20 protein-coding genes are annotated in these 25,537 nt (G+C 69.7%); 3 read left to right on the forward strand and 17 right to left on the reverse strand.

Translation table 11 applies throughout. The features are described from left to right. Positions 1-27 precede the first annotated feature (27 nt). Genes FD678_RS03880 through FD678_RS03890 form a run of 3 tightly spaced genes read right to left on the reverse strand, consistent with a single transcriptional unit; the run spans position 28 to position 2,352 of the window. Complete coding sequence (locus tag FD678_RS03880; RefSeq protein WP_140719446.1) at positions 28-609, reverse strand: hypothetical protein; 582 nt, start codon at positions 607-609, stop codon at positions 28-30. Further along, entirely contained in the window at positions 606-1,994 is a 1,389-nt protein-coding gene (locus FD678_RS03885; RefSeq protein WP_140719448.1) for a TonB family protein, read from the reverse strand. Before FD678_RS03885 ends, FD678_RS03880 begins: the two co-directional genes overlap by 4 nt. Continuing rightward, positions 1,984-2,352 carry a BlaI/MecI/CopY family transcriptional regulator gene (locus FD678_RS03890; protein WP_140719450.1) on the reverse strand — a complete coding sequence of 123 codons (369 nt, stop codon included), beginning with the start codon at positions 2,350-2,352 and terminating at the stop codon, positions 1,984-1,986. The genes FD678_RS03885 and FD678_RS03890 overlap by 11 nt, the downstream gene beginning before the upstream one ends. A 172-nt stretch (positions 2,353-2,524) precedes the next feature. Between FD678_RS03890 and FD678_RS03895 the strand changes: the two genes are divergently transcribed. After that, a complete protein-coding gene (locus FD678_RS03895) occupies positions 2,525-4,480 on the forward strand; it encodes an acetyl-CoA hydrolase/transferase C-terminal domain-containing protein (RefSeq protein WP_140719452.1) in 1,956 nt (651 codons plus the stop codon). A 125-nt stretch (positions 4,481-4,605) separates the two neighbouring features. Here FD678_RS03895 and tkt read toward each other — a convergent pair whose 3' ends face one another. From tkt to FD678_RS03960, 13 genes are all read right to left on the reverse strand, one after another. After that, a complete protein-coding gene (tkt, locus tag FD678_RS03900) occupies positions 4,606-6,603 on the reverse strand; it encodes a transketolase (protein WP_140719454.1) in 1,998 nt (665 codons plus the stop codon). A gap of 214 nt (positions 6,604-6,817) precedes the next feature. Beyond that, positions 6,818-8,164, reverse strand: a complete 1,347-nt coding sequence (locus tag FD678_RS03905; RefSeq protein ID WP_140719456.1) for a dicarboxylate/amino acid:cation symporter — start codon at positions 8,162-8,164, stop codon at positions 6,818-6,820. A gap of 214 nt (positions 8,165-8,378) precedes the next feature. Further along, a complete protein-coding gene (locus FD678_RS03910; RefSeq protein WP_218569477.1) occupies positions 8,379-10,037 on the reverse strand; it encodes a BatD family protein in 1,659 nt (552 codons plus the stop codon). A 32-nt stretch (positions 10,038-10,069) separates the two neighbouring features. After that, complete coding sequence (locus tag FD678_RS03915) at positions 10,070-11,863, reverse strand: tetratricopeptide repeat protein (protein WP_140719461.1); 1,794 nt, start codon at positions 11,861-11,863, stop codon at positions 10,070-10,072. Then, positions 11,860-12,870 carry a vWA domain-containing protein gene (locus FD678_RS03920; protein WP_140719463.1) on the reverse strand — a complete coding sequence of 337 codons (1,011 nt, stop codon included), beginning with the start codon at positions 12,868-12,870 and terminating at the stop codon, positions 11,860-11,862. Before FD678_RS03920 ends, FD678_RS03915 begins: the two co-directional genes overlap by 4 nt. Beyond that, positions 12,867-13,322: a DUF4381 domain-containing protein gene (locus FD678_RS03925; RefSeq protein WP_140719465.1), complete on the reverse strand. Its 456-nt coding sequence runs from the start codon at positions 13,320-13,322 to the stop codon at positions 12,867-12,869. The genes FD678_RS03920 and FD678_RS03925 overlap by 4 nt, the downstream gene beginning before the upstream one ends. Then, positions 13,319-14,218, reverse strand: coding sequence for a DUF58 domain-containing protein (locus FD678_RS03930; protein WP_218569478.1), 900 nt, complete (start codon positions 14,216-14,218; stop codon positions 13,319-13,321). Before FD678_RS03930 ends, FD678_RS03925 begins: the two co-directional genes overlap by 4 nt. A 90-nt stretch (positions 14,219-14,308) precedes the next feature. After that, positions 14,309-15,322: an AAA family ATPase gene (locus tag FD678_RS03935; protein ID WP_218569509.1), complete on the reverse strand. Its 1,014-nt coding sequence runs from the start codon at positions 15,320-15,322 to the stop codon at positions 14,309-14,311. A gap of 140 nt (positions 15,323-15,462) precedes the next feature. Beyond that, a complete protein-coding gene (locus FD678_RS03940) occupies positions 15,463-17,400 on the reverse strand; it encodes a type IV pilus secretin PilQ (RefSeq protein ID WP_140719471.1) in 1,938 nt (645 codons plus the stop codon). Positions 17,401-17,419: 19 nt separating this feature from the next. Next, positions 17,420-18,004 carry a pilus assembly protein PilP gene (locus FD678_RS03945; protein ID WP_218569479.1) on the reverse strand — a complete coding sequence of 195 codons (585 nt, stop codon included), beginning with the start codon at positions 18,002-18,004 and terminating at the stop codon, positions 17,420-17,422. 3 nt (positions 18,005-18,007) lie between these two features. Next, positions 18,008-18,679: a type 4a pilus biogenesis protein PilO gene (locus FD678_RS03950; protein WP_140719473.1), complete on the reverse strand. Its 672-nt coding sequence runs from the start codon at positions 18,677-18,679 to the stop codon at positions 18,008-18,010. After that, positions 18,676-19,341 carry a PilN domain-containing protein gene (locus tag FD678_RS03955; protein ID WP_140719475.1) on the reverse strand — a complete coding sequence of 222 codons (666 nt, stop codon included), beginning with the start codon at positions 19,339-19,341 and terminating at the stop codon, positions 18,676-18,678. The genes FD678_RS03950 and FD678_RS03955 overlap by 4 nt, the downstream gene beginning before the upstream one ends. Beyond that, positions 19,341-20,399: a pilus assembly protein PilM gene (locus tag FD678_RS03960; RefSeq protein WP_140719477.1), complete on the reverse strand. Its 1,059-nt coding sequence runs from the start codon at positions 20,397-20,399 to the stop codon at positions 19,341-19,343. Before FD678_RS03960 ends, FD678_RS03955 begins: the two co-directional genes overlap by 1 nt. A gap of 215 nt (positions 20,400-20,614) precedes the next feature. Between FD678_RS03960 and FD678_RS03965 the strand changes: the two genes are divergently transcribed. Together FD678_RS03965 and FD678_RS03970 are read left to right on the forward strand one after the other, a co-directional pair. After that, the gene (locus FD678_RS03965; RefSeq protein WP_140719479.1) at positions 20,615-23,038 is read left to right on the forward strand and encodes a penicillin-binding protein 1A; all 2,424 of its coding nucleotides are present in this window, start codon (positions 20,615-20,617) and stop codon (positions 23,036-23,038) included. A 304-nt stretch (positions 23,039-23,342) separates the two neighbouring features. Beyond that, positions 23,343-23,993: a hypothetical protein gene (locus FD678_RS03970; RefSeq protein ID WP_140719482.1), complete on the forward strand. Its 651-nt coding sequence runs from the start codon at positions 23,343-23,345 to the stop codon at positions 23,991-23,993. Positions 23,994-24,155: 162 nt separating this feature from the next. Here FD678_RS03970 and FD678_RS03975 read toward each other — a convergent pair whose 3' ends face one another. Next, positions 24,156-25,442, reverse strand: coding sequence for a citrate synthase (locus FD678_RS03975; protein WP_140719484.1), 1,287 nt, complete (start codon positions 25,440-25,442; stop codon positions 24,156-24,158). Between the last annotated feature and the right edge of the window lie 95 nt (positions 25,443-25,537).

Consider the following 25,537-nt stretch of genomic DNA (forward strand, 5'->3'; position numbering starts at 1 on the left):
CAGGCTGCTGCCCCGGGCCCAAGGCCTTCAGCGTGCCATGCCGTCGCGATGCACCTCGGCGCGCCCCGCGTGCACCGCGAAGGTGAAGGCGAACTGCAGCGTCACCGGCACCGGCTCGACCTCCCGCGCGCCGTCGCAACCGTCACCGGCCGGCAGCGGCGCACCGACCGCAAACCGGCATAGCACCGCCGGACGGAACCGCCAGCCGCGCACCGCGGCCAAGGCCGCCTCGACCAGGGCCGCATTGGCCGGATCGTCACCGGCGGTACACGCCTCGCGTGCCGTGAGGCTGTCGGCGAACATCACCGCGCCATCCGCGCCGATCGCCACCCGCGCGCAGATCCGGGTCGGGGCCAGCTCGCGAGTCAACACCGGTTCCGGCAGCACCGGCGCCGTATCCACCAACGGCTCCGGCATGCGGAAACGTTCGCCCGGCTGCAACGAATAACTCTGCGCCGCTCCCGTACCCATCCCGCCGGACGACGGCGGCAGCATCTGCATGGCCACGTCCTGCCGGTACACCGCCTGTTCGGCCTCGCGCACGGGCCGGCCGGCACAGGCCGCCAGCAAGCATGTCGCGAGTATCGGCCACGGCAGCCGCAGGCTCATTTCTTCGCCACCTTGCGGATGCCGCACAGCGGCGGCGCATCGGGACCGCCGCCCGGCTCGGACAACACCAGGTCGCATATCTGCTTGCCCGAGGGATCCCAGTTCACCCGGTACCAGGCGTATGCGTCGCCCGCATGACCGGCAGGCGCCGCCACCGGCTGCATCTGGGCGTCGAACGACACCGGCACGCGCACGCGGCCGGCAACGGGCTGTCCGTCCCTGGTCTCCGGCCGCAAGCGCCATTTGTATGCCGCTTCGATGGCCGCGGCATCGAATACGCCCTTGGGCTGGCTGCTCTCCACCCGCACATTCGTCGGCACGCCCTGCGCGTCGATGTCGATCAGCAGCATGACCTTGCCGCTCTGCGCCTGCTTGAGCGCGGCGGCGGGATACCTGGGCGGCTGGGACGGCTGCGGTGGCGCCCCCCGGGAGGAAGCGCCTGCTTCGTTCGAGGCAGGCCCGGCCATCGCGTTGCCCGGTGGCGGGCCGACGACCCGCGCCGGCTGCTGTGCCCACGCCGCGTAACCGCTGGCGACCCACAGTCCCAGCACCAGCGCGCGGGCGGACATCCGGTTCGCACGCGAGGGGGTTTTCCTTTTCAACATGGCGATACGCTCCTTCAGCGGATGGTGGGGCGCCCACTGGCATGCGACCGGCGCGAGCGGGCCCGCGACCTGGGTCTTGAGCAGCGCGCTGCCGTAGGCCTTGCGTGCCGTGGGATGGCTTGCGACCACGAGCGCATCGCAGGCCAGTTCCTGGTCGAGGCGGAAGCGACGCATGGCCAGGTGCAGCAGCGGATTGAACCAATGGACGCAGAGCAGCAGCGATGCGGCGGCATTGGCCCAGCCGTCGCCACGACGCAGGTGCGCCCACTCGTGCGCAAGCACCAGCCGCCGTTCGTCCGCGGTGTAGCGTTCGGCGAAATCGTGCGGCACCACGATGCGCGGGCGCAGCAATCCCACCAGCGCCGGCAGTCCGTCGCCACGTTCGGCGCGGAACACCCGGCTTCCTTCCCATGCGTGCAAGGCTCCAAGCCCGCGCACGAAACGGCGCTGGCGGCGCGCGAGCGCCACCGCCGCGAGCAGCGCGCCGGACAGCCAGAGCGCCAACAGCCCCCATGCGCCGGCGATGCCGGCGCTTCCGGCAGGAAACGCCGCGTCGTGGATGGGAACCGCCAGCTCCGGGCGTACCGCCGCGGCCACGATGCGCCGCACCGGCAACAGCACGGCGAGCATCGCCGCCGGCACGCACCACCACAAGGCATACGCCGCTCCTGCACCGAACACGCGGCGGACCGGCCAGCGCAGCGGCAATACCATCAGTACCGCCGCGCTCGCGGCAAGCATGGACTTCGCCAATGCGGCGATGATCGGATCAGGGTTCATCGTCCAGCTCCGAGACCAGGCGCTTGAGTTCGGCGATGTCCTCGCGCGACAACTTGCCTCGCTCGCTGAAGTGCGCGACCAGCGGGGTCACGCGGCCGCCGAACAGGCGTTCGAGCAGGCCTTCGCTCTGCTGCGCTACCCATTGCGCCTGCTGCAGCACCGGCGAGTACAGGTAGCGGCGTCCCTGCTTGGCCGCGCGGACGGCCCCTTTGTTGAGCAGTCGATTGAGCAGGGTCTTGATCGTCGGCTCCGCCCAATCGCTGCGCTCGGCCAGCACCGCGACCACCTCGTCCGCACCCAACGGGTGGCGCTCCCACAGCACCTGCATCACCACGGCTTCGGCTTCGCTGATGGCCATACGATTACGCCCGTAATTTTTAATGATTACGCACGTAAATATTCACCCTGTCAACCCCCTGCCCGCGTCCGCCCGGGATGCCGAAGATGCCCGGTCCCGGCCTCGCGTGGATTACCGCTTCACGGAACGACCGCTTAGAGTTCCCGCAGGACACGAAGCCCGGGCTGGATGCATGACCGACCTGACGACCGATCTCGACGCCGCCGCCAGCCGCATCCTCGAACGGCGTCCCGGCGAATTGCGCGTCGGCGCGCCACTGGGTATCGGCAAGCCGCACCGGCTGATCAATGCGCTGTACGCACGCGTGGTCGACGATCCCTCGCGGCCGATGCAGTTGTACACCGCGCTCTCGTTGAACCCGCCCTCGCCCGGCAGCGGCCTGCAGGCACGCTTCGCCAAGCCCTTCCTGGCGCGCCATTTCGGCGACGATTTCCCGCGCCTGGCCTATGTCGATGCGCTGCAGGCCGACGCCCTGCCACCGCACGTGCAGGTCGAGGAGTTCTACATGCAGTCGGGCGCGCTGCTGCATTCGCGCCAGGCTCAGCGCGCCTACACCAGCCTCAACTACACGATGGCGGCCGATGCGATCGCCACGCGCGAACCCAACGTGGTGGTGCAGAAAGTGGCCGCGGAACCGGATGGCACGCGCCTGTCGCTGTCGTCCAACACCGACATCACCCAGGACCTGCTCGATGCGATGCGCGCGCGCGGCCTGCCGCGCCCGCTGATGGTGGCCGAGATCGATCCGGAGCTGCCGTGGATCGGCGGCAGCGCGGTGGTGGAGCGCGATTTCTTCGACCTCGTGGTCGCGCCGCCGGGGCCGCATCCGCGCCTGTTCGGCTTGCCGCGCCAGCCGGTCGGCGACGTCGATTACGCGATCGGCCTGTACGCCAGCGCGCTGGTGCGCGACGGCGGCACGTTGCAGATCGGCATCGGCACGCTGGCCGACGCGCTCAGCCATGCGCTGGTGCTGCGGCATACCGACAACGCCGGCTACCGGCGCGTGCTGCGGGCGCTGGCGCCGGACATCGAGCGACATCCGGCGGTAGTCGAGAGCGGCGGCCTGGGGCCGTTCGAGACGGGGTTGTACGGGTGCAGCGAGATGCTCAACGAGGGCTTCAAGCGCCTGGTCGAGAGCGGCGTGATCCGGCGCAAGGTGCACGACGACCCGGGACTGATGCAGCGGCTGGCGCGAGGCGAGGCATCGCCGGAAGACCAGGCGCGCCTGGAGGCCGAGGGCGAGTTCCTGCACGGCGCCTTCTACCTGGGTTCGCCGGACTTCTATCGCTGGCTGCGCGGGATGGACGATGCCACCCGCCGCGCCGTCGGCATGCGCCGGATCAGCGAGATCAACCAGCTCTACGGCGGCAACGAGGCGCTCGAACGCCTGCAGCGCCGCGACGCGCGCTTCTTCAACACCTGCATGATGGCGACCGCGCTCGGCGCGGCGGTCTCGGACGGCCTGGAGGACGGGCGCGTGGTGTCCGGGGTCGGCGGCCAGTACAACTTCGTGGCGATGGCGCATGCGCTGGCGGACGCGCGCAGCGTGCTGATGTTCCGCGCCGTGCGCGAGGACGGCCGGCACGCGCAGTCCAACGTGCGCTGGAACTACGGCCATGCCACCATCCCGCGCCACCTGCGCGACGTCTATCTCAACGAATACGGCATCGCCGACCTGCGCGGCCGCACCGACGAGGATTGCGTGATCGCGATGACCTCGATCTGCGATGCGCGCTTCCAGGACGACCTGCTCGGCCAGGCGCGCGCCCATCGCAAGCTGCGCGAGGACTTCCGGGCGCCGACTCGATGGAAACGCAACACGCGCCGGCACGTGGCCGGCGCGCTCGCCCCGTTCCGTGCCGACGGCACGCTCCCCGATTACCCGCTCGGCAGCGACTTCACCCCGGTCGAACAGGACCTGTTGCGTGCGCTCGGCTGGCTCAAGCGCGCCACGGGAACGCCGATCGGCAAGCTGCGCACGTTCGGGCAAGCGCTGGCCGCTTCCGGCCGGCCCGGCGACCACCGCGCCGCGCTGCAGCGGATGGCCTTGGAGCGTCCCCAAGGCGTGGGCGAACGGGTCGAGGCGCGGTTGCTGCGGCTCGCGCTGGCGCGCACCGCACGGCGCTGATCGACGCGGAGCGCGGCACGGGACCGGGGAAATCCCGGCCGGCGGGCGCGGCGATCCTGTCAAGGTCGAAGGGCCGGCTTGCGCCGGCCCTTCTCGAGCATCGCCGGATCGAAGGCAGCCCGGGCTTACAGCGCCTTGGCCGCTTCCACCACGTGCGCGGCGGTGATGCGGAAGTGCTTGTACAGCTCGTCGGCCGGCGCCGAGGCGCCGAAGGTGTCGATGCCGACCACCGCGCCGTCCAGGCCCACGTACTGGCGCCAGAAGCCGGTGACGCCGGCTTCCACCGCCACGCGCTTGCGCACCGCGTTCGGCAGCACCGCCTCGCGGTAGGCCGCGTCCTGGCGCTCGAACACGTCGGTCGAAGGCATCGACACCACGCGCGTCTTGATGCCTTCGGCGTCCAGCGTCTTCTTCGCTTCCACCGCCAGGCCGACCTCCGAGCCGGTGGCGATCAGGATCACCTCCGGGTGGCCTTCGCTGTCGGCGAGCACGTAGCCGCCGCGCTCGATCAGGCTCACCTGCTCGGCGCTGCGCGGCTGGTGCTGCAGGTTCTGGCGGCTGAACACCAGGCAGCTCGGGCCGTCCTTGCGCAGGATCGCCGCCTTCCAGGCCACGGCCGACTCGACCGCGTCGCACGGGCGCCATACGTCGTTGTTGGGGATGTAGCGCAGCGAGGCCAGGTGCTCGACCGGCTGGTGGGTCGGGCCGTCCTCGCCCAGACCGATCGAATCGTGGGTGTAGACGTGGATCGCGTGCGCCGGGATCAGCGCGCTCATGCGCACGCCGTTGCGCGCGTAGTCGCTGAACACCAGGAACGTCGCGTCGAACGGGATGAAGCCGCCATGCAGCGCCAGGCCGTTCGCGATCGCGGTCATGCCGAACTCGCGCACGCCGTAGTAGACGTAGTTAGCGTTCGGGTCGTCGGTGGCGACCGACTTGCTGGCCTTCCACAAGGTCAGGTTGGAATGCGCCAGGTCGGCCGAGCCGCCGACCAGTTCCGGCAGCAGCGGCGCGAACGCCTCGATGGTGTTCTGCGACGCCTTGCGCGAGGCGATGGTCGGGCCGTCGGCCTGGACCTTGGCGATGAACGCATCGGCCTCGGCCAGGAACGCGGTCGGCAGTTCGCCATGCGAGCGGCGGGTCAGTTCGGCGGCCTCGGCCGGGTACTGGCGCGCGTACTTGTCGAACGCCTGCTCCCACTCGGCCTGGCGCAGCGCGCCGGCACCGGTGGCGCGCCAGCCGTCGTAGATTTCCTGCGGGATCTCGAACGGGCCGTACGGCCAGTCCAGCGCCTTGCGGGTGGCCTCCAGCTCGTCCTTGCCCAGCGCGGCGCCGTGCGAGGATTCCTTGCCGGCCTTGTTCGGCGAGCCGAAGCCGATGACGGTGCGGCAGCAGATCAGCGTCGGCTTGCCTTCCTCGGCCAGGGCGGCCTCGATCGCGGCCTTGATCTGGTCCGGGTCATGGCCGTCCACGTCGCGGATCACGTGCCAGCCATAGGCCTCGAAGCGCTCAGGCGTGTTGTCGGTGAACCAGCCTTCGGTGTTGCCGTCGATCGAGATGTGGTTGTTGTCCCAGAACGCGGTCAGCTTGCCCAGGCCCCAGGTGCCGGCCAGCGAGGCGGCCTCGTGGGAGACGCCTTCCATCAGGCAGCCGTCGCCCATGAACACCCAGGTGCGGTGGTCGACGATCTCGTGCTCGGGGCGGTTGAAGCGCTGCGCCAGCAGCTTCTCGGCCAGCGCGAAGCCGACCGCGTTGGCGAAGCCCTGGCCGAGCGGGCCGGTGGTGGTCTCCACCCCGGGGGTCTCGCTGCGCTCGGGATGCCCGGCGGTCTTGCTGTGCAGCTGGCGGAAGCGCTTGAGTTCGTCCAGCGGCAGGTCGTAGCCGGACAGGTGCAGCAGCGCGTACTGCAGCATCGAGCCGTGGCCGTTGGACAGCACGAAGCGATCGCGGTTGAACCACTTCGGGTCGTTCGGGTTGTGGCGGAGGAAGTCGTTCCACAGCACTTCGGCGATGTCGGCCATGCCCATCGGCATGCCGGGATGGCCGGAGTTGGCGGCTTGCACCGCATCGGCGGCGAGGAAACGGATGGCGTTGGCCAGCTGGCGGCGGGTGGGCTGGGTCATGAGCGGCGAGGGAGGTTCCGGAGGCGACGGGATGGGCGCCGCAGGGCGCCCGGGCCCTACATTGTCCCACCCCTGTCCGGATAAGTCATGAGAAGCCGGACCCGGGCTCCGGGTCCCGCAAACGCCTACGCCGATGGAGTGGCTGCCGAAGCCGCTTCCACCAGCATCCCCTGCTTTCGTGCTTGCAAGAACGGCGCAGGCCGCGACGGGGCCTTCACGCGGCTCCCTCCGCACCGACGCTCTTCCCGGGTCCCTGCGCCCCGGATCCCGGCTTTTCCGCCTCGTCGCTCTCGCCCTTGGACACCAGCGTGGTCAGGGCCAGGTCGCCAGTGACGTTGAGCGCGGTCCGGCACATGTCCAGGAAGTGGTTCACGCCCAGGATCAGGCCGATGCCGACCGGGTTGACGCCCACCATCGCGCAGATCAGCGCCACCACCGGCAGCGAACCGGACGGCACGCCGGCCGTGCCGATGCCGCCGAGGATGCACACCAGCATCACCGTGAACTGCTGCCACAGGCTCAGCTCCACGCCGAAGAACTGCGCCAGGAAGATCACCGTCACGCCCTCGAACAAGGCGGTGCCGTTCTGGTTGGCGGTCGCGCCCACCGTCAGCACGAAGCGCGATACCTTGTGCGGCAGCCCCATCTGGTCGGCCACGCGCAACGCGGTCGGCAGCGTGGCATTGCTCGAGGCGGTCGAGAACGCCATCACCGTCGCCTCCTGCGTCTCGCGGAAGAAGCGCAGCGGCGAGCGCCCGGCGAACCACACCGCCAGCCCGTAGCTGACCACCATGTGCAGGCCAAGCGCCAGCACCACCACGCCGACATAGGCGCCCAGCTTCACCAGCAGGTCGAAGCCGAACAGCGCGGCCAGGTTGAACATGAAGCAGGCCACCGCGTAGGGCGCCAGGCGGATCACCAGCCCGATCAGCGTCATCGAGATCTCGAACACGCCCTCGATGCCGCGCCGGAGCGTATCCACCTTGTCCTGCGGCGCGAGCACCATGCCGACGCCGAACATCACCGCGAAGAACATCAGCGACAGGATCGCGCCGTTGCTGGAGGCCGCCTCGACAACGTTGCTCGGCACGATCGACATCAGCATGTCCATGCCCTTGGGCTGGGTGCCGCTGGAGGCGACGATCTCGCGGCTGCGCTCGGCGTTCTCGGCCAGCAACTGCTGCGCCAGCTGCGGGTCCACGCCCGCGCCCGGCTTGAGCACGTTGACCAGCACCAGCCCCAGCAGCACGGCCACGCCGGACAACACCACGGTGTAGCCCAGGGTCTTCCAGCCGATCCGGCCGAGCGCGCGGATGTCGCCCATCTCGGTCACGCCCATCACCAGCGCCGAGAACAGCAGCGGCACGATCAGCATGAAGATCAGGTTGAGGAACAGCTTGGACAGCGGCGTGGTGACCCAGGTGGTCACCCCGCGCACCCAGCCGGCGTCCCCGGCCAGGTAGTAGCTCACCAGTCCCAGCAGCAGGCCGACGCCGAAGCCGATGCCCATCTTCCAATGCAGCGGAAGCTTCTTGCGAGGCGCGGAGGGGGCTGGGATCATCGGCATTACCTGCTGTCGGCTGAACAAACCGCGAGCTTAGCAGGCCCGGCCCGAAGGCCGCGCCGGGCGCTCTCAACCGCGCCGAGACCCGAGTCCCTCACAAGCGCCATGTGGGAGCGGCTCCAGCCGCGATGGAGCGTTATCGGGAAAGCCCCATCGCGGCTGAAGCCGCTCCCACAAAAGCTGCTCCTGCACGAGAGCGGAGTATCCGCGATCACCGCGGATACAGCGATTCCAGCACCTCCTGCTCCCGGGGTGCGGCGGCGCGCCACTGCGGCCCCTGCCGGAACGCTTCGCGCAAGGCCTGGCGGGCGCCGGCCACGTCGCCCTCGCCGGCCCAGCGCGCCCGCTGCAGGCGCACGATGGCCTCGCGCTGCGGCGCGGAATCCAGCTTCGCCACGACCTGGTCCAGGTCGGGCACGCCGCCCATCGCGCACAGCACCCGCCCGACCTCGTCCAGGCCGTCGGCGTCCAGCGCGCGGCGCAGGTCGGCCAGGGCGTAGCGCGGCGCCGGCGTGGCGCCCGCCCCGTTCGCCACGGCCGCAGCCGGCGCGCGCGCGGCCGGGCGGCGCACCAGCGCCCAGGCCAGCGTCGCCAGCCAGAGCAACGCGAACAGGCCGGTCAGGCCGATCCAGCGCCATGGCCGTGGCGCGGCCGCGCCAGCCTCCACGTCGTTGCCAGGCGCTCGCGTGCTCGCTTCCGCCGGCGCGGACTGCGCCGGCACCGGCGGTGGCGGCGTGGCGAAGCCACCGCTGCCGGGCGCCACCTGCAACTTGATGTCGGGCAGGCGCGCCTCGCGCGCGGCACCGGCCGCCACGTCCCACCAGTCCATGCGCAGGCCGGGCACCACCAGCGCGCCGGCCCGGTTGGGCACGATCGAATAGCGACGGGTGAGTTTTAGCTGCGGCGTGCCGCCGACGAAGCGCTCGTCGTACTGCGCCGGCTCGGCGAATACCTGGGCATCGGCCACGGTCGGCGTCGGCAGGTCGGGGAACTGGGACCGGGTCGCGCCTTCGGCGGTGGCCTCCACCACTACCTGCACCGCCTGCCCCGCGATGGCCTGCTGCGGCGTGGCGGTATAGCGCAGGCGCAGGTCGTGCAGCGGCAGCCACGGCTGCGGCGCGTCGTCCGGCTGCGCACGCACCTGCAGCGTCTGGTTGGCGCCGCGGGCGCTCAACGTGCCGCTCCCGCGATCGAAGAAATCGTCGAAGAAGCCGCCTATCGCGCGGCCGTCGAACCGCGCGCCCGGCAAGGTCAGCGGGCCGCTGCGCTCGGGCACCAGCAGGAAGCGCCGTTCGACCACGTTGTACTGGCGGCCGTTGACCGTCTTCACCGAACTGACGTCGTCGCCGACACGCTGCAGCGAGGCGCCGTCCGGCGTGGCCAGGTCCAGTTCGCCCGAGGCCAGTTGGGTGGCGAAGTACAGCCGCACCACCACGCCCACGCTCTGCTGCACGTAGGGCTGCTTGTCGTCCACGACGGTCTCGACGAACACCCGCTCGTTGCCCTGCACGGCCGCCGGCGCGGCGTCCCGCGCGTCGCCGGAGACGCGCAGCCGCAGCGGTGCGGTGGTCTCGCCGCCGACCCGCAGCGCCGGGATCGCCAGGTCGCCGGCGCGCCGCGGCGTCAGCACGACGCCGAACAGCGCGCGCACCGACATCGCCCCGTTCACCACCTGCATCTGCCGGCTGCTGCTCTCGCCGCTGAGCGAGAAATCGCCGCGCAACGGCGAGTAATCGGGCACCACCGAGCCCTGGTCGGTCTCGATGTTGAGCGTGACCGGCTCGCCGACGGCCACCGCATCGCGGTCGAGCCAGGCGCGCGTTTCCGCCTGCGCCGCGCCGGCCAGCGCCAGCAGCAGCACGGACGGCATCCATCCCCATGTCGACGAGGCTTGCCGAGGATTCATTGCCCTTCCCGTTGCTTGCGTTCGTATTCGAGCCGGAACTTGGCCCGCAGCAGGCTGCCCGGATCGTCCGGCACGCGCCGCATCCATGCCTCGACCGCCTGGCGCTGCTCGCGCTGCTGCGGCGTTTCATCCGCCCGCGTCGCCGCCGCGTCCTGCTTGCGCGCCGGGTCCTGCCGGTCCAGGGCCTGTTGCATGCGCTGCTGCTGCGCCCGGTTGGCCTGTTGCTGCGCCTGGGCATCCTCGGCCTTCGCGTCCTGTGGCGGCGGTTCCTTGCCGTTGCGGCCCTGGCCGGCCTGCGGCTTGTCCTGCCGAGGATCCTCCTGCTGCGAGGGCGCCTGCCCATCGTCCTGCTGCGACGACCGGTCGCGCGCGTCCTGCGGCGGTTGCGACGTGCCATTGCCGGGGGACGACGAGGATGGCGCCTGCCGTCCCTCCTGTTGGCCCGACTGGCCCTGCTTCTGGCCGTTCTGCCGGCGCTTGCGCGCCGCCTCGACCGCGGCGCGGTTGGCGACGGCGTCGGGCATGCCCGGGTGCAACGCGAGCGCGCGGTCGTAAGCGGCGATGGCATCGTCGTAGCGCCCCTGCCTCGCCAGCGCATTGCCGAGGTTGTACTGCGCCTCGTCGCTGTCGATGCCGTCGAACGCCTGCTGCGCGCGCGCGAAATCGCCCTTGCGATACGCTTGCACGCCCTGCTCGATGCGCTGCTGCCGCACCTGGTCGGCACGGCGCCACCAGCCGCCCTCGTCGGCGGCCCGCGCCGGAAAGGCCAGCGGCAGGCACAGGCCCAACGCCAGCACGGAGGCCGCGACCCCGCGCCGGCGGAACGCCAGCAGGGCCAGCAGCATCACCGGCGGCAGCAGCCAGTAGCCATCGTCGAGCCAGGCCTGGCCATTGGACGACGCATCGGCTCCCGCCTGCGCCCGTGCCGGATCCAGCACGCCCAGGCTGCGCAGGTCGGCGTCGTCGACGGTCAGGCGTGCATAGCGGCCGCCGCCGCTGCCGGCCAGCGCCCGCAACGCGTCCTCGTCCAGGCGCGCCTGCTCGATCCGTCCCTGCAGATCGCGGTAGGCGCTGCCATTTGCGGTGCCCAGGCCCAGCGCGGACACGCGGAAACCCCGTTGCAGCGCCGCCGCGGCCGCGGCGCGCGTGCGCGCATCGGCCTGGTCGGTCAGCAGCAGGATGTCGCCCTGGCGGTAGCCCGCCTGCGCCAGCAGGGACGCCGCCGCCTCGATCGCGCGATCGGCCCGCTTGCCGTCCACCGGCATCACGTCCGGCGACAGCGCATCGAGGAACAGCGCGACGTTGGCCGCGTCCTCGGTCAGCGGCGCCACCGTGAAGCTCTCGCCGGCATACGCCAGCAACGCGACGTCGCCGCCGCGGCGCTCGCGCAGCAGCGTGGCCAGCTTCGCGCGCGCCTGCAGCAATCGCGACGGCGGCAGATCGCCGGCCAGCGCGCTGGTGGACAGGTCGAGGGCGATCACCAAAGGCTGGTGCGGGCGATACAGCGGCTGTTCCTGCTGGCGCCAGCTCGGCCCGGCCAACGCCAGGATCGCCAGCACCGTGCCCAGCACCAGCGCGACCAGCCCGCCCCAGGCGCGCCGCGTGCCCGGAACCAGCAGGTGCGGCAACAGGTGCGCGTCGACGTTGTGCTTCCACACCTCGCCACGACGCCGGCGCAACACCCACAGCGCGACCGCCAGCGGTACCGCGAGCAACGCCCACAGCCAGCCCGGGCGCAGGAAATGCAGCGTGCCCAGGAAGGCGTTCCAGTCCTGCAGCGCGGCGTTCATCGCCACCTCGCCGGCAACACGAAAGCCAAGCCGGCCAGCACCAGCGCCGCCGCCAGCGGCCATGCATAGCGTTCGATCCGCGGCTGCACCGCCGGCGCCGCGGCGGCGACCGGCTCGAGCTGGTCGAGCTCGGCGTAGATCTGCGCCAATCCCGCGGTATCGCGGGCGCGGAAGAAACGCCCGCCGGTCTGCTCGGCGACCGCGCGCAGGGTCTTCTCGTCCACCGGGTCCTCGTCGCCGGCCTGCACGGGAATACCGAACAGCGACATGCCGCCGCCATCGCTGCCGAAGGCGATCGTGTACACCCGCACGCCTTCGGCCTTGGCCAGCTCGGCGGCCTTGAGCGGATCGAGCACGCCGGCGGTATTGACGCCATCGGTGAGCACGATCAGGACGCGTTGCCCGCTCGGCTGGTCGCGCAGGCGCTTGACCGACAACGCGATCCCGTCGCCCAGCGCGGTTTCGCGCCCGGCCAGCCCGACCACGCTGTCGCGCAGTTGGTCGCGCACCGAAGCGAGGTCGGCGGTGAGCGGCGTCAGCGCATACGCCTTCTGCCCGAACACCAGCAGGCCGACCCGGTCGCCCTCGCGGCGGTCGAGGAAATCGGCCAGCACCGCCTTGGCCGCGGTCAGCCGGTCGACGACGCGGCCGCCCAGCTCCATGTCCGGTTCGCTCATGCTGCCGGACAGGTCCACCGCGAGCATCATCTGCCGCGCCTGCTGGGGCGGGCTGATGGGCTCGCCGAGCACCTGCGGGCGCGCCAGGGCCGCGCACAGCAGCGCCCAGGCCAACCAGGCCAGCCAGCGTCCCGGACGCAGGTGCGACAGCGTCGTCGCCTGGGCCAGCTCGCGGATCCGTTCCGGATACGGCACCTTCAGCGCCGCTTGGCGTTCGGCCCGACGCGGCAGCAGGCGCATCAGCAACGGCAGCGGCAGCAGCGCCCAGGCCCACGGCCAGGCGAACTGCGAGAACCACGGCTGCCATTGCGCCGGATCGAAGCCGTTCATCGCCGCCCCGCCATCAGTTCGACGAAGCGCCGGCGCACCAACGCCTCGACCTGCGCCAACCGTTCGACCTGCGGATCGCGCTGGAAGCCGCCTTCCAGCAACACCCGCCCGATGCCCTGGCTGAAGTCGCGCCGCTCGGCGCCGTCGAGCAGCCGCAACCACGCTTCGCCCTGCAAGCGGTCCGCCCCCGGCTCGACCCGGCGCGCGGCCCGGCGCAGCAGCGAGGACAACGCGGCCAGGCGGCCGGCATCGTCCGGCGCGGCCGCGACCTCGCGGTCGAACGACGCCAGCCAGCGCGCACGCTGCCGCCGACGGCGCCACCACCATGCCGACGCAACGCCGAGGAGCAGCGCGAGGATCCCGAACACGATCCACCAACCCGGCGCCGGCGGCCACCACGACGGCGCGGGCGGCAGGTGGACGTCCCGCAACGGCAGCTGCGCCGGGCTCATTGCGGAACGCCCTCCCGGACGCCGCCGCCCATCCAGGCATCGCTGGGATCGGGCGTGGACAGCAGGTGCGCGCGCACGCCCCGCGCCGCCAGCTCGCGCTGCAACGACGCCGCTGCCTCGCCGAAACATTGGTGCCAGCGCTGCATGCCCTCGGCGCTTCCCAGGTCGACCTGCACCTGCGCATCGCCGGCCATGAACGCGAGTGCCTGCGAGGGCGGCGCCGTTTCGAGCGGATCGACCAGCAGCACGGCGGTGACGTCGTGGTGCGCCGCCAATGCGGCCCAGCGTGCCAGCGGCACCGCACCCGCGCTCGCCGGATCGGCGAACACGTACAGGCGTGCGCCCGGCCGAAGCAGCCGCCCGGCATGGTCGAGCGCGACCGGAAGCCCGGCATCCTCACGCGGCGGCTGCGCATACCAGCGCACCAATGCATCCAGCACCCGCAGCACGCCGCGCTGGCCGGTCGCGGGCGCGACCGGCGCCTCGGCCAGGCTCCCGCGCAACGCCGCGATGCGATCGCCGCGCCGCTGCGCCGCCCATGCCGCGACCGCGGCCGCGCGCGCGGCCTGGACCGACTTGTAGCGCACCCGGGTACCGAAATAGAGCGCGGGCGCGGTATCGGCGACGATCAGGCTGAGCTGTTCGCGCTCGGCCTGGAACAGCTTGGTATGCGCCCGGCCGCTGCGCGCGGTGACGCGCCAGTCGATGTGGCGCGCGTCGTCGCCAGGCACGTACTCGCGCGATTCGGCGTACTCCATCCCGCGCCCGCGCTGCGGTGCCGGGGCCGGCCCGGCCATGCCGTACCGGCCGCGCTGCGGCGGCGGCCGCCGCACGGCGCTCCGCTGCAGCGCCGCCAGTTCGGCCAACGTGGGCCGGAGGCCGTCGGATCCGGCCATCTGTCCGGAAAGAACGTTCGCCAACGTCACGCCCATCTCATCCGATCGACACGCCCGCTACCGGCCGTGCACCGCCATCGCAGCGCATGCTCACGGCAGCGGCACCTGGTCGAGCAACGCCTGCACCAGCCGCTCGCCGTCCCAGCCCTCGGCGACCGCCTCGTAGCTGGGCAGCACGCGGTGCCGCAGCACGTCCGGCGCCACCGCGCGCACATCGTCGGGCGTGACGTAGTCGCGCCCGGCCAGCCATGCACGCGCCCGGGCGCAGCGTTCCAGCGCGATCGATCCACGCGGGCTGGCGCCCCAGGCGATCCGGCGCGCCAGCGCCGCGTCGTAGCGCTGCGCGTCGCGCGAGGCCAGCACGATCTCGATCAGGTAGCGTTCCAGCTGCGGCGCCACGTGCAGCGACAACACCTCGCGGCGCGCCGCGTACACGTCTTCCAGCGGCATCTTCGCCGGCGCATGCTCGGCCCGGTCGAGCACCTCGCGCGCGCTGCCGCGCGCCAGCCGCAGGATCTCGGCCTCGGCCTCGGCCTGCGGGTAGCCGATCCGCACGTGCATCAGGAAGCGGTCCAACTGCGCCTCCGGCAACGGGAACGTGCCTTCCTGCTCGATCGGGTTCTGCGTGGCCATCACCAGGAACAGCGGCGGCAGCGCATAGGTGTGCCGGCCCACCGTCACCTGGCGTTCGCCCATCGCCTCCAGCAGCGCCGACTGCACCTTGGCCGGCGCGCGGTTGATCTCGTCGGCAAGCAGGATGGGGTGGAAGATCGGGCCCGGCACGAACTCGAAGCGGCCTTCCTGCGGGCGCCAGATCTCGGTCCCGGTGAGGTCGGCCGGCAGCAGGTCGGGCGTGAACTGGACGCGCGCGAAATCCGCCTCCAGGCGCGAGGCCAGTGCCCGGATCGCCGTGGTCTTGGCCAGGCCGGGCGCGCCCTCCACCAACAGGTGGCCATCGGCCAGCAAGGCGATCAGCAGGCGCTCGACCAGGCCGGCCTGGCCGATGATGCGCGCGGACAGCGCGTCACGGAGCTCGATGAAGGCAGCGTGCAACCGGGCGTCGCCGGTGCCGCCCAACGGTTCGGTAGGGAGCTGGGGAGGCATGTTCATAGGCCCAGTTTGACCCATCCGCGCCGGTTTGGTTCAGCATCGGGGGCAATTCCGCCGCTTCGCCGCTCAGCCGGGATGCAGGAAAAGCGAAGGGCCGCCTCGGCGGCCCTTCCGCGATCCCGAAGCGGAGCCGATCAGCCCCCGGCCTTGGCCACACGCAATACCTTCGGCGTGACGAAGACCAGCAACTCCGCCTTCTGCTTGCTCTTGCCGCGCTTCTTGAACAGGTTGCCGAGGAACGGCACATCGCCCAGGAACGGGACCTTGCTTACGCTGCTGCGATCCGTGAATTCATAGACGCCACCGATGACGACCGTCTGGCCATCCTCCACCAATACCGCCGTATTGATCTCGCGGCGATTGATCTCGGGGACGGTGCCGTAATCGGACAGTTCTATGTAGCGCTCGACCTCGTCCTTCTTCACGTTCATGTTCAGGAAGACGCGGTTGTCGTTGGTGATGGTCGGCGTGACCTTGAGTTCCAGCAGCACTTCCTTGAACTGCACGTTGGGGGTGGCCGCCGTACCGGCCGTGCCGCCGGTGATGGTGACGTAGCCGATTTCCTTGCCTTGCTTGATCACGCCTTCTCGCTGGTTGGCTGTGACGATGCGCGGGTTGGAGATGACCTCGCCACGACCTTCCTCCTGCAGCGCAGACAACTCCAGGTCCAGGTTGAAGTTGGTTCCGAGCAAGGTATAGGCGATGCCACTGGCCGTGCCGCTCGTGAAGCTGGACGCAGGCAGGTTCACGTTCAACCCCTTCGGGAACAGGTGCGAAGCCAGGGTGTCGCTCGTCCCGGTGTTGGCGATCTCGTTCGCCCGTTGCGCCGAGGTATTGATGTAGTTGACGTTGCTGTCCAGGGAGCCGCTCAGGACGCCCCTGCCGGTAGCGCCACTGATGCCGAATCTCGCACCCAGATCTCGCGCAAAAGTGTCGCTGGCGATGACGATGCGCCCCTCGATCAGGACCTGGTCGACCGGGCGGTCGATGTGGTCGATCAGCTCGCGCATCTGCGCGACCTTCTTCGGGATGTCGCTGATCATCAGCATGTTGGTGCGCTCGTCGGCGACCAGGCGCCCGCGCGGCGACAGGAAACCGTTCTCGTTCTGGTTGTTGCCGCTGCCGCCGTTGTTGCCGTTGCTGTTTCCGATCCCCTTGGCCTCGGTCAGCGCCTTGTAGATCGCCGATGCGGAGTGATAGTTGATCTGGATGTAGTCGGTGATCAGGTCCTCGCGGTTCTCGATCGCGATCCGCGCGTCTTCCTTGTCCTGCTCGAACTTGGCCAGCTCGGCCTGCGGGCCCACCCAGATCACGCTGCCGTCGCGGCGCTTGTCCAGGCCCTTGGCGCGCAGCACGATGTCCAGCGCCTGGTCCCACGGTACGTTGACCAGGCGCAGGGTCACGTTGCCCTGCACCGTGTCCGAGGCCACGACGTTGAGATTGGATTCCTCGGCGATCAGCTGCAGCACCGTGCGCACCGGCACGTCCTGGAAGTTGAACGTCACCGGGCGGCCGCTGTAGCCGCGCGAGGCGATCTGCGCGGCGGCCTTGCTCACCGACTCGGCCGTGACCGCGCCCATCGCCGGCTGGCCCTTGCGCGGGCTGATCTCGACCACGTACTCGTTGCCGCTCTGGTACGCCAGCGACTCGAACGGGGCGTTGATGCTCAGCACCAGCTGCGAGCCGCCGCCATGGGGCTTGGCGTCGATGCGCTGCACCGGCGTGGCGAAGTCGGTGACGTTCAGCGGTTTCTGCAGCTCGGCAGGCAGGCGCGCGTTGCCGACCTCGACCAGCACGCTGTTGCCCTGCGTGCGCAGGTCCGGGCTCGCGCCCTGGCCGTCGAACTGCAGGATCAGGCGCCCGGAACCGTCCTCGCCGCGCTTGAAGTCGATCTTGGACACCGACACCTTGGCCGGCACCGTCTTGGCCGGGTCATGGGCGTTCAGGTCGGCCGCACCGGTGGCTGCGAACGAGGCACCGCTCGCCAGGGCGAGCGCGAACCCCAACGCGCAAGCCTGGATCGTCGTCCGGCGCCGGCCCGGACGCAGGCCCAGGGCTTTGGAAAAAGTCATCGTGCTATCCCCTATCGAATCATTGATCATCGAGCGCGATCGAAGCCGGCCGTTCCAGCCAGCCGCCCGCACCATCCGGCACCAGTTCAATCAGGTCGATGTGGTCTTCGGACACCCCGGTCACGCGCCCATCGCTCTGCCCCATGTAGATACCGGGCCGGACCCGGTAGGTCACCTTGTCGGGTGCCATCACCAGCGCCACCAGCCCCGGACCGGTGCCGATGGTCCCCACCATGTCCAGGCTGTCCAGCGGGAAAGCCTCGAGCGGTTCCTTGCGCCGGTTCGGATCCGGGCGCAGGCCGTTGCCGCCGTCGGGGTTGACCCAGGCGTCGGCGAACGGATCGCGCATGCCCTGCGCGGCGTATTCGAACGTCTCGAACTGCTGCATCACCGGCAACGGCTCCAGCGGCGGCGCGGGACGCGCACGGACCTCGGCCACCCAGCGTTCCAGGTTCGGGGCATCGCCCGGGGTGCTGGTCACCCCGCGCGCGCAACCGGCCAGCAAGAGCACCAGAGCGAAGCAGGAAAAGAGTCCGCGCACAGGGACGTGCGCCGCTTTCGTGAGGGACTCACAACAAAGTCTCTCGTAGGACATCGTGCTCATGCCTCAGCTCTTCTTGTTGTTCTTCTTGGCCGCCTCGGCGGCGGCCTTCTCCTGTTCCGCCATTTCCTCGTCGTCGAGGTAGCGGTAGGTCTTGACCGTGCCGGACAGTTCCAGCGCCCCGCGCTGCGTGATGCCGCTCTTGGGGTCCTTGGGCTTGAGATTGATGTCGTGCATGGTGAGGATCACCACGCGGGGCAGCGACGCCACGCCGCTGACGAAGGCGCCGAACTGGTGGTAGCTGCCCACCATGCGCAACGCGATCGGCTTCTCGGCGTAGAATTCCTTGGGCGTCTCCGGGCCGGGCTGGAACAGCTCGTTGTTCAGGCCGCTCGACAGCGCGGTCTGCGAGATGTCGATGATCAGGTCCGGCATCTCGGTCCTGCTGGGCAGCTGGCGCAGCATCTGCTGCAGCACCTGCTCCATCTGCGCCAGCTGCTGCTTCAACGGTTCCAGGTTGACCGCGCGCCCCTGCTCCTTCTCGAAGTCGGCGCGCAGCTGCGCCTCGCGCTGCTCCAGGGTTTCCAGCTCGTCGCTCTTGCCCTTGATGACCAGGAACCACGCCATGGCCACGATGAACACCCCGACCAGGGCGCAGAAGACGATCTTCGCCTGCTGCGGCCAGATCCCGATGTTGTTGAAATCGAGGTCCTTGATGCTGAATTTCTTCTGGCTCACGACTTTGCCCCCTGCTGCGGCTGGCCGCCCGCCGGCGCCGCGCCGGCCTTGCCCGGCTCGGTCCCGGCCTGTTCCTCGGCCTTCTGGTTCGGGTTGGCCAGCGTGACCTTCAGCGTGAACACGTACGGCAGCGCCTTGGTATCCAGCACCGGCGCGGCATTGGCCGTCTTGTCCTGCGCCTTCGCCTCGATGATCGACAGGTCGGGCTTGGTCATCCAGCCCGAGCCTTCGAGGTTGCGCATGTAGTTGCTGACGCGGGCGTTGGATTGCGAGCGCCCTTCGAGGGTCAGGACCTCGCCCTCCTGCTTGACCGTGGTCAGCACCACGCCGTCGGGGATCGTGCGCACCAGCGAATCGAACAGGTGCACCATCTGCGAGCGGTTGGCCTGCAGCTCCTCGATCACGCGCTTGCGCGCCAGCAGGCGGTCGCGCTTCTTGTCGAGTTCGTCGATTTCCTTGTTCTGCGCCTTGACCTTGTCGATCTCGGCGGTCAGGTAGGCATTGCGCTCGTTCTGGCCGTCGATCTGCCGGTCGTAGTAGAACCAGACCAGCGCGGAGAGCAACACGCCGGCCAGCGCGGCGAAGCCGAGCATCGAGTAGAACTCGCGCTCGCGCTGCTTGCGGCGCTCGGCGCGCCAGGGCAACAGGTTGATGCGTGCCATCAGTCGAAGCTCCTCAGGGCCAGACCGGTGGCGATCATCAGGGCCGGGGCGTCCTGCGCCAGCGCCTGGGCCTGGACCTTCGGCCCCAGCGTCATCTGCGCCAGCGGGTTGGCGACGGTGGTCGCCACGCCCAGTTGCTCCTCCACCATGTCCGGCAGGCCGGCCAGCGCGGCGCAACCGCCGGCCAGCACGATGTGGTCGACCCGGTTGAACTCGCTGCCGGCGTAGAAGAACTGCAGCAGGCGGCTGATCTGCTGGACGGTCGCCTCCTTGAAGGGCTCCAGCACCTCGATCTCGTAGCTCTCGGGCAGGCCGCCCTGGCGCTTGGCCAGCCCCGCCTCCTCGTAGGTCAGGCCGTAGCGGCGCATCACCTCGTCGGTGAGCTGCTTGCCGCCGAACACCTGCTCGCGGCTGTACAGGCTGCGCCCGGAGCGCAGCACGTTGAGCGTGGTCATCGTCGCGCCGATGTCGACCAGCGCCACGACCGCGTCCTGCGCCACCGGCAGCTCGCTGGCGACCAGCGCGAAGGCGTTCTCGACCGCGAACGCCTCCACGTCCATCACCTTGGCGGCGAGCCCGCCCAGCTCGAGCGCGGACTGGCGCAACTCCACGTTCTCCGAGCGCGAGGCCGCCAGCAGCACCTGCACCATCTCGGGATTGTTGGGAATCGGGCCGAGCACCTCGAAATCGAGGTTCACTTCCTCGATCGGGTACGGGATGTAGTTGGTCGCCTCGAGCTCGACCTGGGCCTCCATGTCGTGCTCGTCCAGCTCGGCCGGCATCGGGATCAGCTTGGTGATCACCGCCGAGCCGGCCACGGCCGCCGCGGCGAACCTGGCCTTGGACCCGGACCGGTTCAGCGCCCGGCGGATGGCCTCGCCGACCGCCTCGACCTCGACGATGTTCTTCTCCACCACGGCGTTCGGCGGCAGCGGCTCGACCGCGTAGTGCTCCACACGGAAACGGTTGCCGCTACGGGAAAGCTGCAGGAGCTTTACCGCGCTCGAACTGATATCGACGCCGACGAGCGGCGACTGCCCCTTGGAAATAAGCCCCACGGAAACTCCCCTGCCGGCGGGCACTTGGACGCGCCTTCTGTACCCCGGCATTAATAATCAGTTTTTTTTTCGGTTGGCAACCACTTCGCACGAAAGCCGAGAAGGCGATCACGCGACCCCAACGGTGTCCAACGGCATCCCCTGGTCCGGCCCCGGCCAGACCTGGCGTAATCTATACTCTGCGACCACGAAATCTGCAATCGGAATCTGTCTCGATGCCCCGTGTCCGTCGTTGGCTGGGCTGGATCTTGGCCGCGTTCGTCGTGCTCGCACTGCTGGGTGGCCTGGCCGCCGGCGGCGTCTACTACGCCATCTCGTCCAAGTTGCCGGACGTGCAGTCCCTCAAGCAGGTCGAGCTGCAGGAACCGATGTACGTCTACGCCAGCGACGGCCGGCTGATGGCGGTCTACGGCGAGACCCGGCGCTACCCGATCCGGATCGAGGACGTGCCGGAGCGCCTGAAGCAGGCCTTCCTCGCCACCGAGGACGCCCGCTTCTACGAGCACGGCGGCGTGGACTACAAGGGCATCGCCCGCGCGGTCTGGCTGCTGGCCACCACCGACGCCAAGCGCGTACCCGGCGGTTCGACCATCACCCAGCAGGTGGCCCGCCAGTTCTTCCTCAGTTCCGAGTACAGCTACACCCGCAAGCTGGCCGAGATCCTGCTGGCGCGCAAGATCGAGTCGGAACTGACCAAGGACGAGATCTTCGAGCTATACCTCAACAAGAGCTTCTTCGGCAACCGCGCCTACGGCGTGGCCGCCGCGGCCGAGTACTACTACGGCAAGAAGCTGAACGAACTGAGCCTGGACGAGATGGCCTCGCTGGCGGGCATCCCCAAGTTCCCGTCCAGCGGCAACCCGATCAGCAACCCCGAGCGCGCCCGCGAGCGCCGCGACTACTACGTGCTGCAGCGCATGGCCGACCTGGGCTTCATCACGCAGGCCGAGGCCGACGCCGCCAAGGCGGTGCCGATGCACGCCACCCCGCACGAACCGCCGGTGCAGGTCTACGCGCCCTACGTCGCCGAGATGGTGCGCCAGGAGATGATCGCGCGCTATGGCGGCGACGTGCTCAACAAGGGCTACCACGTCACCACCACCATCGACGCGACCATGCAGGCCGCCGCCGATGCCGCGGTCCGCGACGGGTTGCTGCTGTACGACCACCGCCATGGCTGGCACGGCGTCGAGCAGCACTTCGACGTGCCCGCCGATGCCGATGCGGCGGCGCTGGCCTCGCACCTGAGCGGGATCTTCACCCAGTCGGGCCTGATCCCGGTCGTGGTGGCCCGCACCCATCCCGACGGCGGCGTCACGGTGGTCCGCCACGACAAGTCCGAACTCACCCTGCCCGCCTCCGCCAGCCGCTGGACCAACAAGACCCCGGCCAGCCTGCTCAAGCGCGGCGACCTGACCCGGATCCGGGCGGGCGCGAAGGAAGGCGAATGGATCATCGACCAGTTGCCGCGCGGCCAGGCCGCGCTGGTCTCGCTGGACGCCAACAACGGCGCGCTCAAGGCGATGGTCGGCGGCTTCAGCTTCGCCGGCAACAAGTTCAACCGCGCCACCCAGGCGCGCCGCCAGCCGGGCTCGAGCTTCAAGCCGTTCGTGTACGCGGCCGCGTTCGAAAAGGGCTTCAATCCCGCCTCGATCGTGCTCGATGCCCCGGTCGTGTTCCGCGACCGCCGCGGCAAGACCTGGTCGCCGCAGAACGACGGCGGCGGCTTCAGGGGCCCGATGCGGCTGCGCGAGGCGCTGGTGCAGTCGCGCAACCTGGTGTCGGTGCGGCTGCTGGACGCGATCGGCGTGGATTTCGCGCGCAAGTACATCCACCAGTTCGGCTTCGACGAAGCCGAACTGCCGCCGAACCTGTCGATGTCGCTGGGCACCGCTTCGCTGACCCCGCTGTCGGTGGCGCGCGGCTATGCGGTGTTCGCCAATGGCGGCTCGCGCGTGGACACCTGGGTCATCGACGAGGTCAAGGACCGCGACGGCAACGTCCTCTTCAAGGAGAACCCGGCCGTCGCCTGCCGCAGCTGCGCCCTGCAGGGCGACAAGGTCGCGCCGGTGAGCCAGGTGGTGGATGGTTTCAACTTCGGCGCGCCCGCGCCGCCGCCCGCCAAGGATGCGCAGAAGCCGGCCGCCGAGGCCGAGCCTGCACCCGCGCCGCCGGCCGACGCGAAGATCGCCCCGCGCGCCATCGACGAGCGCACCGCCTACCAGCTGGTCTCGATGATGCGCGACGTGGTCCAGCGCGGCACTGGCACCGCGGCCAAGGTGCTCGGCCGCGAGGACGTGGGCGGCAAGACCGGCTCCACCAACGACCATCGCGACGCCTGGTTCTCGGGCTTCGGCGGGCCGTTCGTGACCACCGTCTGGGTCGGTCGCGACGACTTCCAGTCGCTGGGATACCGCGAGTACGGCGGCAAGGCCGCGTTGCCGATCTGGATCGACTACATGCGGGTGGCGCTCAAGGACCAGCCCATCGCCGCCAACAACCCGCCCGACGGCATGACCCAGACCACGATCAACGGCGCCGTCGAGTGGGTGAAGAACGAGGACCTGGATCGCCTGCAGGACTACGACTACGGCTTGCAGGACCAGCAGGCGGACGAGAAGGCGTTCGATATTTTCTGACGGTCGGCCGAGATTCGGGATTCGGGAAAGCCTCTTTGCCTGGGTCCGGCCGCCAAGCGATCCGATGCTTTTCGCGGATTCCCTTGCTTTTTGCAGGAGGGACTTCAGTCCCGACGGGGCTTTACCGGCCAGCTGTCGGGACTGAAGTCCCTTCCACAACAGCCTTCGATACGCAGCCAGCTCGTCGCTTTTCCGAGCACCGCCCCCTGGCCCCCAACCCGGTCCCGGCCTCTCTCCTCCGAATCACGGCTTTTGAACCCACATGCGGTAGAGTCGGCCCAGGTTCCACACAGGGCAGCCGGCCATGCATCACGCACGCAAGCACGCCGAGACCCGCACCCGCGAACGCCGCCATCGCCTCGCCCACGAAGCCGCCCGGCTCATGGCCGAGGGCGGCATCCGCGACTACCACCAGGCCAAGCTCAAGGCCGCCAACCGGCTCGGCATCTTCGACGACGCCTCGCTGCCGCGGAATCGCGAGATCGAAGAGGCGTTGCGCGAGTACCAGCGCCTGTTCGCCGGCCCCGGGCACGCCCGGGGATTGCGCCAGCGCCGCGAGGCCGCGCTGCGGGCCATGGACTTCTTCGACGCCTTCGCGCCGCGGCTGGTCGGGCCGGTCCTCGACGGTACCGCCGACGGCCATTCGCCGGTGCACCTGCACCTGCACAGCGACGACCCGGAAACCGTGCAGCGATTCCTGGAGGAACAGGGCGTCCCGGCCGAATCGCGCATGCGGCGCCTGCGCCTGGACCACGAACGCAGCGCCGACGTGCCGGTATGGTTGTTCAGCGCCGAGGAGCTGACCTTCGACATCGCCGTCCTGCCCCGCATCGCGTTGCGCCAAGCGCCGTTGTCGCAGGTGGACGAACGCCCCATGCAGCGCGCCTCCGCGCCGCAGTTGCGGCAGATGCTGGTGGACGAGGACATCCGCGGCTACGAACAGGCGATGCCCTGAGCTTGGGCGCTTGCGTACAGCCCGGGCGCGACGCATCCGGCCGGTTGCGCTGCAGGACCGCCACCCCGGCGGCATGCCGGCACGCCGCCAGGATGGAGCGCCGCGCCCGCGAACGAAAACGCCCCGCGTCGCGGGGCGTTTTCCGGTACGCGGACCTGCCGGTCAGCGCTTGGCGGAGGTGTAGTCGCGCTTGTCGTAGCCGGTGTAGATCTGGCGCGGGCGGCCGATCTTCATTTCCGGGTCGGTCTGCTGCTCCAGCCAGTGCGAGACCCAGCCGGCGGTACGGGCGATCGCGAACATCACGGTGAACATCTCGACCGGGATGTTGAGCGCCTTGTAGATGATGCCCGAGTAGAAGTCGACGTTCGGGTACAGCTTGCGCTGCACGAAGTAGTCGTCCTTCAGCGCGGCCTCTTCCAGCTTCAGCGCCACTTCCAGCAGCGGGTCGTTGACGCCCAGCTCGCCCAGCACCTTGTGGGTCATCTCGCGGATGATCTTGGCGCGCGGGTCGAAGTTCTTGTAGACGCGGTGGCCGAAGCCCATCAGGCGGAAGGACGAGTTCTTGTCCTTGGCCTTGGCGACGGCGGAATCGACGTTCTTGGCATCGCCGATCTCCTCCAGCATCTTCAGCACCGCCTCGTTGGCGCCGCCGTGCGCGGGACCCCACAGCGCGGTGATGCCGGCGGCGACCGACGCGTACGGGTTGGCGCCGGTCGAGCCGACCAGGCGCACCGTCGAGGTCGAGGCGTTCTGCTCGTGGTCGGCGTGCAGGATGAACAGCAGGTCCATGGCCTTGGCCACGACCGGGTTCAGTTCCAGCGGCTCGCTCGGCACCTCGAACATCATGTGCAGGAAGCGCGTGACGTACTCGAGGTTGTTGCGCGGATAGCGGATCGGCTGGCCGATCGAGTAACGGTAGGCGGCAGCGGCCAGCGTCGGCACCTTGGCGATCAGGCGGATCGCGGCCTGGCGGCGCTGTTCCGGATCGTCGAGGTCGAGATTGTCGTGGTAGAACGCCGAGAGCGAGGCGACCGAGGCGGCGAGCATGGCCATCGGGTGGGCGTCGTAGTGGAAGCCCTTGAGGAACGCCTTCAGCGACTCGTGCATCATCGTGTGATGCGTCACTTCGTGCTCGAACTTGGCGAACTCGTCCTTGTTCGGCAGCTCGCCGTTCATCAGCAGGTAGGCCACTTCCAGGAAGTTGGAATGCTGGGCCAACTGCTCGATCGGGTAACCGCGGTACAGCAGGACGCCATTGTCGCCATCGATGTAGGTGATGGCCGACTTGCAGCTGGCGGTGGCGGTGAAACCCGAGTCGTAGGTGAAGAGACCGGTTTCCTTGGTCAGCTTGGAGATGTCGACGCAATCGTTGCCCAGGGTGGGCTTCAGAACCGGCAGAACGACCGACTTGTCGCCGGCGTTGAGCGTGACCTGATCAAGATCGGACACAGTGTGCGCTCCTCAGTGGAAGGCACCCGCCCTGGCGAGGGCAGGTACGTGATGGACGTCCAGCGGGCTCCATACGGGGCCCATTGGATTCCGCC

It is taken from the genome of Pseudomonas sp. Hp2 (assembly GCF_006386585.1).
Classification (GTDB): Bacteria; Pseudomonadota; Gammaproteobacteria; order Xanthomonadales; family Xanthomonadaceae; genus Pseudomonas_S; species Pseudomonas_S boreopolis.